We start from the raw sequence: 13019 nt of genomic DNA on the forward strand, positions 1-13019 counted from the left end.
CGCCGGGACGGACGAGGATCCGTCCGTCCCGGCGGGGTTCAGCGGCTCAGCGACGGCAGGGGTTGCCCGCCGGATGCGCCGAGGTTCCGTGCACGTCGGCCTGGGACTCCGCGAGCACGATCTTCGCGAGCGCGGTGTCCAGCGCGACGGCCTGCTGCTTCACGACGCCGTTCGCCACGGTCTGGCCGTTGAGCTTCAGCGAACCGATGACCAACGGAATGGTCAGCGGCGCCGAGCCCACCGTGATCGACTCGCCGTTGATCTTCAGCGAGGCGACGTTCGAACTGCCGGCCAGCACCGGCGCGAGCCCGCCCGCCGACGGCTGACAGGTCGCCGTCGCCTGGGACTGGATCACGCCGAGCTCGATGGTCAGCCCGAGCGTGCTGATCACCGTCTTGTCGATCTTGGCCGACGCCAGCGCGCGATCGCCCGCGGCCGGAGCCACCGACTGGTCGTCCGGCGTCAGATCGGTCGACGCGGTCAGCACCTTGGTGTCCACCTTGATCAGACCGGCGTTGAGCGTCGCGGCGGCGACGGTGCTGCTGTCGTCGGCACACGGCAGATTCGCCGGGTTGGCCCGCGCCGCGGTCACGCCGAGGACGTTCGCCGCGGTACCCGTGCAGGAGAAGACGCCGTCACGGTCGTCGTCGACGATCGTGCCGACCCCGGTCGCGTCGATCAGACCGGCACCGGCCGGGGCCGAGAGGTTCACCGTGAAGGTCTCGTCCGGCTCGTCGACTGTGTCCGGGTTGACCAGGACGGTCACCGGTTTGGTCGTCTGCCCGGGAGCGAACGTGACCGTCCCGCCCGCCGCCGCGTAGTCGGCGGGCGCGGTCGCGGTGCCGTTGGCGGTCGCGTACTGGACCGTCACCGGATTCGGGCTGGGGCCGCCGAGCAGCGACACCGTGAACGTCGCCGGGACCTGCGCCCCGCCGGAGCCCTCGCCGACCGTCACGTCGTTGATGCTCAAGCCGAGCACGCGCACCGTGGTGGTCTCGATGTAACCGCGGGAAACCCCGTCGACCTGGTAGTCGACGACGCACTGGTAGGTGCCGGGTGCGGCGCCGGCCGCCACCTTGATCGTCTCGGTGAACGTGGCGACCTCGCCGCTGGGCACCTTGACGCTGCCAGGGTCGTTGGTGACGGTGAGCTGCGGGTCGCAGCTGGTCACCTTGGGCGTCACGGTGACCTCGATGGACTTGATGCCGTCCAAAATGGCCTGCGAGACCTTGCCTGCCGGGACGTTGTTGAGCAGGACGCCGCCCGTCGCCGAGGTGATGGCGGAGGCCTGTCCCGTGGCGTCGAGCGCACCGACGTTGACGGCGACCACGCGGATCTTCGCCGCCTGCAGCGCCGCGATGGTCTGGGCCAGTGTGTGCCCGCCGCTCGGATCGTGCGACGGCGCGTCGCCGAACCACGCGATGATGCGGGTGCCGTCCGGCCGGAAGGCGACCGCGCCGGTGGCCAGCTGGTAGAGCGCGTTCAGGTTGGCTTCCGGCGTGTCCCCGCCGCCCGCGGCCACCCACTGGTTGATCCCCGCCTGGACGGCGGTCGTGTCCCCGGTGATGCCCTGATTGACCTTGAACGGCACCGAGTCGGTGAAGTCCTTGTACTCGGCCACGCCGAACTGCGCGGTCGGCTGCGCGGCGAGCACGTCACCGGTGATGGCGCTGGCGTTCGACCGCACGTTGCCGATCGGCCCGCCCATACTGCCCGTGGTGTCGGCGAGCAGGACGAGGTCGGGGTTCGGCGGCACGGCCGAGGTCGTCACGTTCTTGGTCACGGTCGTGCTCTGCCCCGCGTCGAGGGTGAGATCGACCGTGGCCGGGTCGACTCCCGGCGGGGCCGCGGCGGCGACCGCGGTGGACGCGAACATCGCCGTGACCGCGGCCAGGACGACGAGCAGTGGTCTTCGTGACATGGACTTCCCTCCTCAGACCCGGCCGGAGCCGGAATTCCTATGGGCTTCCTCGGAAAGACGGAATATTTCGTTTTTCGTTAGCGCGAAGGCGGGACTTCACCCGGAGCGCCCTGTGTCAAGAGGCCCAACGGGCTGTTACCGCGAATCCGGGCTACTCGGACCAGACCCGTATTGCGCCGTCCAGCCGAAGGACCTTCGACACCTCTCACTCTTCAGCGTGAGAGGTGTCGAAGTTTCCTGCGTTTCCGTGATCAGCTCGGCCGGACGGAATCCGCGTTCATCCGGCGAACAGTCACCGAATGTCGTAACGTCACGCGCCGATCGATACCGTGGCGAGACCTCGGGCTCAGTAGACGCACTGGATGATCGCGTCGTCCAAGCGGATGTACTTCGCGGGCCCGCCATTGTTGCCGTAGATCGGCTGGAGATAGACGGTGCCCACGCCGTTCAGATTGAGATTGGGCAGTGTGATGAGCTGATAGCCCGCCCAGTCGTCGATCCACTTGACCGTGTGGGAGATTTTCCGCCAGCCGTTGGGATCCCAGATCTCGAGGCCGATGTTCGCTCCACCACCGACCGGGTCGGCGTGGATCGCGGCAGCGCAATTCGACCGATTCGACGGGAAACTGCTGAGCGACTTCGGAGTCCTCATCGCCGACCAGCCGTTGTCGGCGAAGAGCCAACCGTTGTTGTTGCCGGTCCGGGCCACGCCCATGCCGATGTCGATCCAGGAATGCCCGTCACCACCTTGGATTCCCCGCTCCCAGACACCGAACGGGTTCGATTCGTAGCCGTCGGACCATTGCGTGATACCGGCGTGCGCCGTTTCCGCGAGTCCGAGGAGTACCATCGAAAATGCCGACAGTACGGCGAATAGTTTCTTGAACACGAGAGTTCCCCCTCTGCGTGCGAAATGAACCCCGTCAGGGGACCAAAGTCCGCGACGCGCGCACAAGGTACCTTCGCGCGCACATTCGACCGCCTCGAAGTGCGAGTGCCTCTTTCATGGCATGAAAGCGAGATGAAAGGGCCCCAGGATGGTGCTCGGGCTGACGTTCGGCGGCGCGAGCATCAGCGGGACGCTGAACTCGGACTCCCGGGCCGATCGGCTCGGCGCCTCCACGGTAACTAGGCGAGATCGACGGGCCGCGTCCGCAGCTTGGCCGCGATCCGGGCCAGCGCCTGCTGATCCTCCGAGGTCAACGGGTCGAGGACGAGTTCCCGCACCGAACGGACGTGCGTGGGCGCGGCCGCGACGACCACGTCGTAGCCGTCGTCGGTGAGCACGGCGAGGGTGTACCGGCCGTCGCCGGGATCCGGCGTCCGCTCCACCCAGCCACGCTGCTCGAAGCGTTTGACCACATTGGACAGACGGGAGAGCGAGCCGTTGGCGAGGTAGGCCAGTTCGCTCATCCGCAGCCGACGCTCCGGCGCCTCCGAAATATGACTGAGGGCGAGGTATTCGAACAACGTCAGCCCGGCGTCGTGCTGCAACGGCGACTCGAGCCGCCCCGGCAGCAGGAGGACCAAGGAGACCAGCCCGGTCCATGCCTCCTTTTCGGCAGGGGTCAGCCACAGCGTTTCGTCCGGGTCCAGGGCGGCCATGGCGGAACCTTACCCAGAACGCCGCGACTTCACACGTGAAGTGAAATCGTGCTAGCTTGACTTCAAGCATGAAGTCAACGAAGGGATCCACCATGACCCAGCCGGAGTTCTTCGCCACGCCCGGCTACGGCGACCGGCAACTGGCCGAGATGCGCTACAGCCAGGCGGTCCGCGTCGGCGATCGCATCGAGATCTCGGGCCAGGGCGGCTGGGACGACGACTTGAACTTCCCGGAGTCACTGGAAGAGGAGATCGTCACGGCCTTCGAAAACGTCGCCCGCACCCTCGCCACCGCGGGCGCCACCTGGCGCGACGTCATCTCCGTCGACTCGTACCACGTCCCGGAGGTCCCCGGCTTCATCGGCGAGACCCACAACCGCGTGATGGTGGCGCAGTTCCGCGAGCACATGGGCGACCGGGCGCCGATCTGGACCGAGATCGGCGTCGCGGCCCTCGGCGCGCCGAAGATGCGGGTCGAGATCAGGGTCACCGCGATCGCCGGGAACGCCCACGTGTGAACCCCGCACTCCTTGGGTACTCCATGCCTGCGCCCATGCTCTTGGCCCAGCTGGGAAACCCGCTAAGGAGAACGCGTGGGTATCACGAGAACAAGACAGGCTTACGAATTCCCCACCGGCATCGCCCCGCCACTGGGAGCGGTCCGGGCCTGGCTGCGAGAGCAGCTGGGCGGGGTCGGACGCACCACCATCGCGGACACCGAGCTGCTGACCACGGAACTGGTCACCAACGCGCACGAACACGCGGACGGCGTCGCCGAGCTCAGGGTCTCCGTCCCCTCGGGACGGGACGTCGTCCGCATCGAGGTCGACGACCGCCGTCCGCGCCTGCGGCCGCACCGCGTGCGCAAGGACGATCCAACGAGCCCGCACGGACGAGGGCTGGCGCTGGTCGAGGCGATCAGCGCCAAGTGGGGTGTGAACACCGGCGCCGGGTTCAAGACGGTGTGGGCGGAGATCCCGGTGCTCTGACACGATCATCGGGTGACCGCGCCGCGCCGCCCCCTGATCGCGCCGATGCCACGGCCGGGCGACCACGTCCGGCTCGTCTCCCCCGCCAGCTTTCCTAGCCGCGAGCTGGTCGCCGAAACCAAGGCGATCCTGGAAAGCTGGGGGCTGGTGGTCGAAATCGGGGCGCACGTGTTCGACCAGCGGGGCTTCATGGCCGGCCGGGACGAAGACCGTCTCGCCGACCTCGACGACGCGTTCCGCGATCCTGCCGTCCGCGCGGTGATCGCCACCCGCGGCGGGGCGGGCGCGTACCGCATCGCCGACGACCTGGACTTCGCCGCGGTCCTGGCCGATCCCAAGCCGATGGTCGGTTTCAGCGACATCACCGCCCTGCACCTCGCGCTCTGGCGGCATTGCGGATTGGCGGGGATCCACGGTTTCCTCGCGCACCCGCGTTCCGCGGCCGCGACCCGCAGACTCCTGATGGACGGTGAACCCGCCGTCCTGCACCGCGATCCGCGAGCCATGACCATCGCGGCCGAAGTACCCGGCACCGCCTCGGGCGAGCTCGTCGGCGGCAATCTCGGCACCCTCGCCCACGCGGTCGGCATCGGCCTGCCCTCACTCTCGGGCGCCATCCTCTTCCTCGAGGCCGAGCGGACGATGGGCCTCGGTCAGATCGATCGCCAGCTGACCCAGCTGATCCGCTCAGGCGCGCTCGACGGGGTACGCGGGATCGCACTCGGCCGGTTCCCCGGATTCGAGGACTTCACCGATCGCGGCTGGACCCTCGTCGACGTCTTCAAGGACCGCCTGGGTTCCTTGAACGTGCCCGTACTCGGCGGAATCGACGTCGGACACGGCCCCGATCCCCTGTCGCTGCCGCTGGGTCCGGCCGCCATCCTGGACACGGAGGCGGGAACCCTCACCGTCGAGCCGGCGGTTCGCTGAACTACTTGTCAGACGCCCCTCGCCCGGTCCGCGAGAGCACCCGCGAGCGAGGCCACCTCAGCCGAAAGCCCGGTCCAGTCGTCGGAAGCCGTGCCGAGGTAGCCCGCCCGCGCGCGTTCCAGCAGCACACCGCCGCCGACCATCGCCGCCGCGGTGTCCTTCGAGACGATCCGTCCCGTTTCGACGGTCACGACGATGCGCGCGAGCGTGAGCAGGACATTGCGTTCGTCGCCTTCGATCTCCGACAGGAGGCCGGGGATGACGCCGAGTGCCGCGTCGCGAAGCCGATCCGGCGGCACCGGATCGACGACCTCCGCGAGCGCGGGACCGCGTAGAACCCGGTGCGCCGCATGGGCCGTGGCCGCGAGGATCGCGACATCGGGATCCTCGGCAGGCCCGGGAAGACGACCCTTGACGAGCTCCTCCCGAAGCCATTCCCCGTACTGGAAATCCCGGCGAGACGGTTCGCCCCCGGCCACGATCCCGGTCAACTCGATCGGACGCCGGTCCGCCGCGCCGGGAAAGCGGCCGGCGTGGCCGCGCCAGCCCGAAAGCCGCAACAGCAGTAACACCAGAGCGGCACGTTCGTCTTCACCGAGCGACCGGCGGGTGACCAGCAGCAGATCGACGTCGCTGTCCGGTTTGAGCCCGCCCGCCGCGCCGGAACCGAAGAGGTACAACCCGAGGACGCCGCCGGGATCCTCACGGTCGAGATGGTCCAGCAGGGGTTCGATGCGCATGCCTCAACGATCACCCGCTACGCAAGGTATTTCCGCGCCCAGTCGGCGAAACCGGTGAGCGGGATGCCGAGGTCCCGCGCGTACTCCGGCCGCCCCGGCTGGCCGATCACGTTCAGCCACTCGTGCGAAGCACCCATCGGCGGCATCCCGGCGGCGACCGCCTGCTCGACGGTCATGTCCGGGGCGGCCAGCTTCGTCCCCAGCACACTGGACAGGATCTCGGCGATCTCCGCCATGGTCAGGAAGTCGCTCGCGAGCTCGAGTTCGACGCCGGTGAACCGGTCCGGTTCGGCGATGGCCGCCGCGGCGGCGGTACCGATGTCGTCGACGGCGGCGAGCGACAGGGACGTCGAGGGCTTGATGACGCTCACCAGGCCGCCGTCCACCCCGCGCGGGAACAGGAACTTCATGTCGGGCAGGAAGTTCTCCATGAAGAAGCCGGGCTTGAGCAGTGTCCACCGCGGAAAGCCCGCCTCGCGGAGGTGATCCTGGATCGCGGCCTTGGCGCCCAGCGTCGGCTCCATCGAGGACCAGCGCCCTTCGGCCCATCCGTCCGCCTCGACGTGCTGTCCGGCTCCCGAGACCGAGGTGTGCACGAACTGCGGCACGCCCGCCGCCTTCGCGCCCTCGATGAGGTTGACGCCTTGCGCCACCTCCCCTGCGAAGTCGAATCCGTCTTCGTTCATTCCGGGCATCTGCACCGAGAAAACGGCACGGGCCCCCTTGGCCGCGCGGGTCACGGACTCGACGTCGTGGAGGTCGCCGACGACGAGTTCGGCGCCGAGTGCTTCGACGGCCTTCGCCTTGGCCGGATCGCGGACGAGGGCGCGGACGGGGACGCCGGCCGCGAGCAGGGCGCGGGCGGTCGCGCCGCCCTGCCTGCCGGTGGCGCCGGTGACCAAAACGGGTGCTGCGGACATGGTGACTCCTTCGGTCGACTAAGTGGCGGGGCCCACCACTTAACGTCCGCTACAATATGGCGGGCCCCGCCACTTACGCAAACACCGAGGTGAAGCCATGTCCGACGGTCAGCGCGCCGACGCACGGCGGAACTACGCGCGCATCCTCGCGGTGGCCGAGGAAGAGGTCGCGGCCCATGGCTCCGGCGCCTCGCTGGAGCAGATCGCCCGCACCGCCAACGTCGGTTCGGCGACCGTGCGCCGCCACTTCCCCACCCGCCGGGCGCTGCTGGAGGCGGTCTCCGCGAACCGGATCGCCGCGTTGTGCGCCCGCGCCGCCGAATTGACCGGCGAGGAGGACAGCCGGAAAGCGCTCTTGACCTGGCTCGACGAGCTCGTCGCCTACTGCGTCTCCGCCCGTGGCCTCGCGGCCGCGCTGTCGTACGACGGGCCCACGCACGAGAACTCCTGTTCCACCGCCATCGAAGACGCGGGGGAACCCCTCCTGCGGCGGGCCGCGCGGGACGGCGCGGTGCGACCGGAAGTCACCGTCGCGGAACTCGTCACGCTGATCGTCGGCATCGTCCTGGCCACCGAGCACCACCCGGATCCGGCCGCCCAGGCGGGCCGGCTGTTCCGCCTGGCCGTGGCAGGGCTGAGCCCCCGGACGTGAAAGGGGCCGGAGTGGTCGCCCACTCCGGCCCCGGCACGGATTCCGCCTACCGGATGCCGCGGCGGCCCGACGAGACCACCGCCGGCACCGGGGCACCGTTGATCACGAACTGCGACCCCGGCTCACGGACGACATCGCCGTTCGCGGAGTTGCTGATCGTCACATTCGTCAAGGTCGCGCTGCCACGGGCGCCGCTCATCGCGAGGATGCCCGCGCCGTTGTTCGACTTGTCGATCTTGACGTTGGTGAGGGCCGCGGTCACGACGCCGCCGCCCGTCTTGAACTGGACACCGTCGTAGGTCGAGTCGTGGATCTCCGTGTCCCGCAGCACGACCCCGGGAATGTCCTTGCCCTGCGCGAAGAACGTGATCGCGCCGAACTCCTGCTGTTCGCCCCAGAACACGCCGCCGCAGCGGTACAGGGCGTTGTTCGCGATGAGTGTCTCCCCGGAGAACGGCAGCGGGTCGTGGTCCGTCGCCAGCATGATGCCCGGGTAGTTCATCGTGTCGTGGACGATGTTGTTCTCGATCTTGTTGCCGTAGCCGCCGTAGACAGCGATCCCGTTGGCCCGCCACGGAAGCTGGATCGTGTTGTTGGCGAACACGTTGTCGTGCGCGATGTCCTGCGAAGGATCCTTCACGTACTGGTTCGCCCACACCGCGAGCGAGTCGTCACCGGTGGTGCGGAACGACGAGTTGAACACCTTCGAGTTCCGCGTGCCGTTGGTGAAGTTGATGCCGTCGGCGTAGGTGTTCCGGATCCTCATGCCGCTGAACTCGAGGCCGTCGCCCGGCCCCCAGAGCGCCGGGACGTTGCTGTAGTCCCGGCCGACCCACGCGCCGACGTTGGCGTGCTCGATCCACACGTTCGTGATCTTCGTGCCGGTGCCGAACCGGCCGTTGAGCCCGACGCCGCCTTCCGCGCCGCCGTCGTCGCCGCGGATCCGGCCGGAACCGAAGATGGCGATGTCGGAGATCTGCGTGTTCTTGTCGATGTCGAAGCCGAAGTTGCCCTCGTGCGGATGGTTGATGCCGCCCGCGTTCTGCGGCTCGATCAGCGAGTACAGCTGCGCATGCCACATGCCGGCGCCCCGGATCGTCACGTCGGAGATGCCGACCTGGTTGTACTGGCCGCCGCCGTTGGGCACGTTCGGGTCGTCGGTCAGGATCTTCTTCTCCTGCCGCCACTGCCCCGCCGGGATCCAGACACAGGCGATCACGCCGTTCTGGTCGTCGGTCACCGCGCGCTGGATCGCCGCCGAATCGTCGTTCCCGTCGTTCGGCACGGCGCCGTACTCCGTGATCGACGTGCAGTTCGCCGGTTTCTCCGACGCCGGGGCGACCTGCTCCAGATCGATGAGATCGACGATGTAGAACGCCGCGTTGTCACCGCTGTCCCGCTGCAGCTTGAACTTCGTGCCCGGCGGATACGACCGGGACAGCAGCGCGTGCGACTCGTCGAACAGGCGCCGCGCGTCGGCCTGCGGGGTGTTGCTCAGGCCTTCGGGGTCGTCGGTGCTGCCGTAGAGCCAGCTGTGCTTCGACGACAGCGTCAGCTTCTGCGCGAACGTCCCGTTGACGTAGAGGCTGAGGGTGGCGTCCTGCCCGCCACCGCCGGGGGTGTCCGGGATGGAGTTGCGCACGACGATCGAGTTCGCCTCGTTCGCCGACGTGAACTCCACGTACTGCCCCTGATTCGCCAGCCGCACGGACTTGCGGCCGGAGGACTCGGTCGCGAAGTTCGTGTGGCCGAAGGTGCGCAACGGGTCGGCTTCCAGCAGTTGTCCTTGGTACTGCGCGGCTTCCGCCTCGTACTCGACGTACGGGACGGCCGCGCCGCGGCCCACGACGATCGCCCGCGAGAGGCTGTTGTTGGACTCGTTGGTCTCCGTGACCGTGCCGGTCGCGTCGGCCGTCGCGGTCAGGGTCGCGCCACCGTCGGTGGCGGTCCAGGTGCCCGCGATCGCGACGTTCGCGGTGGCCCCTGCCGCGATCGCACCGGTGGTGCCGGTCAGCGTGGTGCCGCCGACGGTCAGCCGCGTCACGGAGGCGTCCGCGCCGCTCGTGCCGCGGTTGCGCACCGCGACGGTGAAGGACACCGCCGAACCGGCCGCCGGGTTGGGCGGATTCGACGTGATGCCGGCGACCTCGAGATCCGGCCCCGGCGCCTGCGCGACGACCAGCGGGGTCGGCGAGGTGTAGGTGTTGTTGGCTTCGTTCTGCTCGGCCACCGTGCCCGCCGGATCCGCGGTGGCGGCCACGGTGTACGTCCCCTGTGGACGCGTTCCCGCGTCGACGGTCACCGTCGTGGACGCTCCGGCGGCGAGCGCGCCGACCGCCGCTTCACCGACGACGGTGCCGCCGAGACTGACGTTCACGGTCGTGGCGACCGCGTTCGCTGTGCCGGCGTTCTTCACCGTGGCCGAGACGGCGAGTTTGCTGGTCTCCGTCGGATTCGACGGCGTCCAGGTCGTGCCGGTGACGACGAGGTCCGGGTTCGGCGCGGGCGTGCCGATCACCTGGAATTCCGCGACCTGGCCGCCGGGAGCGCCGGAATTGGCGAAGAACTGCAGGCGCACGTCCGACGCCCGTCCGCTGACCGGTACGACCACCGAGTTCTGGTTGGTGGCGGGGTCGAAGCGGTGGTCGGCACGTGCTGAAAGAGACGTGAACGCGGTGGCACCCTGCGCGCGGCCGAGGATCTCGAAGTTCTGCGTCCGCGCACCCCAGATCGGGTCCGGGTTGAGCTTCACCACGATCGAGTCGACGTCCGCGTCGACGCCGAGTTTCACCGTCAGCGAGTTCGGATAGCCCGCGGCGGACTCCCAGTACGTGGCGGTGTTGTTGTCGTTGGCGTTGGCGGGGACGAACGAGTGGACCGCCGACGTGGCCTCGATCGGTTTACCCGCCGCCAGGTTCGCGCCCGCGCTCGTCCCGGAGCGCACGACGTGGTTGCTGTCGCCGGACTCGTTGCCCGCCGCGTCCTTGGCGCGCACGAAATACTCGGCCCTTGTCCCGGCGGGCCGGGATTCGGTGAACGTGGTGCCGGTGATCGTCGTGACCGGCGTGCCGTCGCGGTAGACGGTGTACCCGGTGACCCCGACGTTGTCCGCCGAGGGCGACCAGGCCAGCCGGATCTGGCCGGCGGCGGGCTCGGTCAGCGTGAGATTCGCGGGCGCGCTCGGCGCCTGGGTGTCACCGGTGTCCGGTCCGTACAGCTCGAATTCCGACAGCTGCGCGGCGGGCCAGCGCGTGTTCGCGGTGAACTGCAGCAGCACGTAGCGGGCCGACGCGGTCATCGGAATCGTGACGGTGTTGGTGCCGGGCGCGAACGCGTAGCCGGTCGGCGCGGCGAGGTCGGTGAACGCCGTGCCGTCGGTGCTTCCGCGCACGGCCAGCGTCTGGGTGCGGGATTCCCAGCCGGACGGCAGTTTCAGCACGATCCGCGACAGGGATTTGGCCACCCCGAGGTCGGCCTGGATCCACTGCGGGAACGCGTTGTTGGCGGATTCCCAGTAGCTCTCCTGGTTTCCGTCGACGGCGTTCGCGACGGGATAGCCGGGCAGCGCGCTGCTCGCCGACACCGTGCGGGTCAACGGCACTTCGGCGAGCGCCGCCGGACCGGGTGGGGCGGCGGGATCCGGTGGTGGCCCGCTCGCGGCGGAGGCGAAGGAGAGTCCGGCGACGGAAAGCCCTGCGACCAGGAGACCGGCGACGATCCGGGACAGGCGCATACGTGTCATGGCGTCTTCTCTTCTTTGAGACGGCGGGGAGGGAGCCAGAGCCGTACGAGCATGCAACAACCCGGAGACAAAATGCAAGAAGTTGACTGCTTTCCGAAATTTTGCGACTTCGGCCAGACCGAGGCGCGATCTGGCGCTGCTGACGACTACGCACGTTCTCCGAACGCGGGCCGAACGCGCTTCTTTTCGATGCAGCAAGGGAAGGCGCGGTCACGTATTCCGAAAATACGGTGCACAGTTGTACACTCAAAGCAGGCTGGCGGCGTGGAGGTCGAACCCTGATGGACGTGACGAAAACCTTGAGGTCCGCACTCACCGGGACGACGGCCGAGTCGCGGTCCGCGGTCCGCGAACTGCGACGGGAGACCGAGGATCTGGTGGCGCGCCGCGCGGGCAGGACGGCGAACCGGCTGACCGAACTCGGCGAGCGGCTCGCCGACCTGGTCCTGGTCTCGGGGAGCAGGCTCGCGGGCCTCGCCGACCGGCACAGCAAGCCCGTGGGCGAGGGCGTCCGCCGGGAAGCGGGCTGGATCGGCGATTCGGTGGAGCGGTGGTCCGGCACGCTATCGGACCGGGCCATCGTGCTCGCCGAGGAACTGCTCGATCCGCGGCCGCCCGAGCGCCGCTAGTCGATCACGCTTGGCACATCGGTGCCACCGGCACTCGGGTGCCGAAAGCCCGGGTCCCGCGCCGTCCGCCGCGGCCTTCTCCCGTCTTTAGTCGCTATCAACCGCCGTATCCGCTTGCCTAGCATGGGAAAACCGGTATCGGATCCGGCCGGGCGATCCCTGGTGATCCGCCGTGGCCGTAAACGGGTGACCCGTCGATTTCCCTGATTCCCCTGCATTGGAAGGCACCCATGCGCATCCGAGGTCTCCTCACCGCCCTGCTGTGCGCGGCCGGGCTCACGACGGTCGCACCCGCCGCCGTCGCGGCCCCCATCATCGACGGCGAATACGCCCAGTCCGGCCCGTGGGCCGCCATGATCGAGCAGAACGGCGCGCAGTGGTGCTCCGGTTCGATCATCAGCGCCCGCTGGGTACTCACCGCCGAGCACTGCGTCGACGAGCCCGGCGCCGAATACTCCGTCCGGGTGGGCGACGTCGACCACCAGGCCGGAACGTACGCGGTGGTGGCCGAAATCCACACACCGTCCAACGGCGCCGACATCGCACTGCTGAAACTGGACCGCTCGGTGACCACGACGTACGCGTCGCTCGGCACCTCCGTCGCGGTCGGCGACACCGAATACGTTTATGGCTGGGGCTACAACGAAGACGGCGATCTGCAGCGTTACCTCAAGGTCGCCCGGATGACCGTGACCAGTGTCGGGAATGGACTGATCAAGGCCCGACGTGGCAACGGACTTACCAACGGCGGCGACTCCGGCGGGCCGGTCTTCGTCGGCGGCAAGCAGGTCGGCGTGCACATCGCGGGCAACAAGGTGGACACCTCCACGCACACCAGCATCTCGGCGAACCGCACCTGGATCCGGAACACGTCGGGAGTCTAGGTCCGAA

General features: G+C 68.8%; 12 protein-coding genes. 6 read left to right on the forward strand and 6 right to left on the reverse strand.

Annotation, left to right across the window (positions count from 1 at the left end):
• Positions 1-46: 46 nt before the first annotated feature.
• From DMC61_RS21260 to DMC61_RS21270, 3 genes are all read right to left on the reverse strand, one after another.
• Positions 47-1921, reverse strand: a complete 1875-nt coding sequence (locus tag DMC61_RS21260; RefSeq protein ID WP_125690776.1) for a Calx-beta domain-containing protein — start codon at positions 1919-1921, stop codon at positions 47-49.
• Between the two features lie 346 nt (positions 1922-2267).
• Positions 2268-2771: a hypothetical protein gene (locus tag DMC61_RS21265; RefSeq protein ID WP_125690777.1), complete on the reverse strand. Its 504-nt coding sequence runs from the start codon at positions 2769-2771 to the stop codon at positions 2268-2270.
• A 278-nt stretch (positions 2772-3049) separates the two neighbouring features.
• A complete protein-coding gene (locus tag DMC61_RS21270) occupies positions 3050-3526 on the reverse strand; it encodes a MarR family winged helix-turn-helix transcriptional regulator (protein WP_125690778.1) in 477 nt (158 codons plus the stop codon).
• A gap of 92 nt (positions 3527-3618) precedes the next feature.
• Here DMC61_RS21270 and DMC61_RS21275 point away from each other — a divergent pair, with 92 nt between their 5' ends.
• The 3 genes from DMC61_RS21275 to DMC61_RS21285 all read left to right on the forward strand — a co-directional run bounded on the left by DMC61_RS21275 (position 3619) and on the right by DMC61_RS21285 (position 5445).
• Positions 3619-4044: a Rid family hydrolase gene (locus tag DMC61_RS21275; RefSeq protein WP_125690779.1), complete on the forward strand. Its 426-nt coding sequence runs from the start codon at positions 3619-3621 to the stop codon at positions 4042-4044.
• Between the two features lie 75 nt (positions 4045-4119).
• The gene (locus DMC61_RS21280; protein WP_125690780.1) at positions 4120-4515 is read left to right on the forward strand and encodes an ATP-binding protein; all 396 of its coding nucleotides are present in this window, start codon (positions 4120-4122) and stop codon (positions 4513-4515) included.
• Between the two features lie 12 nt (positions 4516-4527).
• A complete protein-coding gene (locus tag DMC61_RS21285; protein ID WP_233594883.1) occupies positions 4528-5445 on the forward strand; it encodes an LD-carboxypeptidase in 918 nt (305 codons plus the stop codon).
• A gap of 8 nt (positions 5446-5453) precedes the next feature.
• Here DMC61_RS21285 and DMC61_RS21290 read toward each other — a convergent pair whose 3' ends face one another.
• Together DMC61_RS21290 and DMC61_RS21295 are read right to left on the reverse strand one after the other, a co-directional pair.
• Entirely contained in the window at positions 5454-6185 is a 732-nt protein-coding gene (locus tag DMC61_RS21290) for an aminoglycoside adenylyltransferase domain-containing protein (protein ID WP_125690781.1), read from the reverse strand.
• A gap of 17 nt (positions 6186-6202) precedes the next feature.
• On the reverse strand, positions 6203-7105 hold the full coding sequence (locus DMC61_RS21295; protein ID WP_125690782.1) for an NmrA/HSCARG family protein: 903 nt from the start codon (positions 7103-7105) through the stop codon (positions 6203-6205).
• Positions 7106-7202: 97 nt separating this feature from the next.
• Here DMC61_RS21295 and DMC61_RS21300 point away from each other — a divergent pair, with 97 nt between their 5' ends.
• Complete coding sequence (locus tag DMC61_RS21300) at positions 7203-7757, forward strand: TetR/AcrR family transcriptional regulator (RefSeq protein WP_125690783.1); 555 nt, start codon at positions 7203-7205, stop codon at positions 7755-7757.
• A 46-nt stretch (positions 7758-7803) separates the two neighbouring features.
• Here DMC61_RS21300 and DMC61_RS21305 read toward each other — a convergent pair whose 3' ends face one another.
• Complete coding sequence (locus tag DMC61_RS21305) at positions 7804-11499, reverse strand: CARDB domain-containing protein (protein ID WP_233594884.1); 3696 nt, start codon at positions 11497-11499, stop codon at positions 7804-7806.
• A gap of 281 nt (positions 11500-11780) precedes the next feature.
• Here DMC61_RS21305 and DMC61_RS21310 point away from each other — a divergent pair, with 281 nt between their 5' ends.
• A complete protein-coding gene (locus DMC61_RS21310; RefSeq protein ID WP_125690784.1) occupies positions 11781-12128 on the forward strand; it encodes a hypothetical protein in 348 nt (115 codons plus the stop codon).
• 230 nt (positions 12129-12358) lie between these two features.
• Positions 12359-13012: a trypsin-like serine protease gene (locus DMC61_RS21315; protein WP_125690785.1), complete on the forward strand. Its 654-nt coding sequence runs from the start codon at positions 12359-12361 to the stop codon at positions 13010-13012.
• Positions 13013-13019 lie beyond the last annotated feature (7 nt).

It is taken from the genome of Amycolatopsis sp. WAC 04169 (assembly GCF_003947535.1).
In the GTDB taxonomy this organism is placed as follows: Bacteria; Actinomycetota; Actinomycetes; order Mycobacteriales; family Pseudonocardiaceae; genus Amycolatopsis; species Amycolatopsis keratiniphila.

What these genes read in the sequence shown, in the direction of transcription:
- DMC61_RS21260 (WP_125690776.1), bottom strand. Translation starts at nt 1,921, where the DNA reads ATGTCACGAAGACCACTGCTCGTCGTCCTGGCCGCGGTCACGGCGATG.
- DMC61_RS21265 (WP_125690777.1), bottom strand. Translation starts at nt 2,771, where the DNA reads ATGGTACTCCTCGGACTCGCGGAAACGGCGCACGCCGGTATCACGCAA.
- DMC61_RS21270 (WP_125690778.1), bottom strand. Translation starts at nt 3,526, where the DNA reads ATGGCCGCCCTGGACCCGGACGAAACGCTGTGGCTGACCCCTGCCGAA.
- DMC61_RS21275 (WP_125690779.1), top strand. Translation starts at nt 3,619, where the DNA reads ATGACCCAGCCGGAGTTCTTCGCCACGCCCGGCTACGGCGACCGGCAA.
- DMC61_RS21290 (WP_125690781.1), bottom strand. Translation starts at nt 6,185, where the DNA reads ATGCGCATCGAACCCCTGCTGGACCATCTCGACCGTGAGGATCCCGGC.
- DMC61_RS21295 (WP_125690782.1), bottom strand. Translation starts at nt 7,105, where the DNA reads ATGTCCGCAGCACCCGTTTTGGTCACCGGCGCCACCGGCAGGCAGGGC.
- DMC61_RS21300 (WP_125690783.1), top strand. Translation starts at nt 7,203, where the DNA reads ATGTCCGACGGTCAGCGCGCCGACGCACGGCGGAACTACGCGCGCATC.
- DMC61_RS21305 (WP_233594884.1), bottom strand. Translation starts at nt 11,499, where the DNA reads ATGACACGTATGCGCCTGTCCCGGATCGTCGCCGGTCTCCTGGTCGCA.
- DMC61_RS21310 (WP_125690784.1), top strand. Translation starts at nt 11,781, where the DNA reads ATGGACGTGACGAAAACCTTGAGGTCCGCACTCACCGGGACGACGGCC.
- DMC61_RS21315 (WP_125690785.1), top strand. Translation starts at nt 12,359, where the DNA reads ATGCGCATCCGAGGTCTCCTCACCGCCCTGCTGTGCGCGGCCGGGCTC.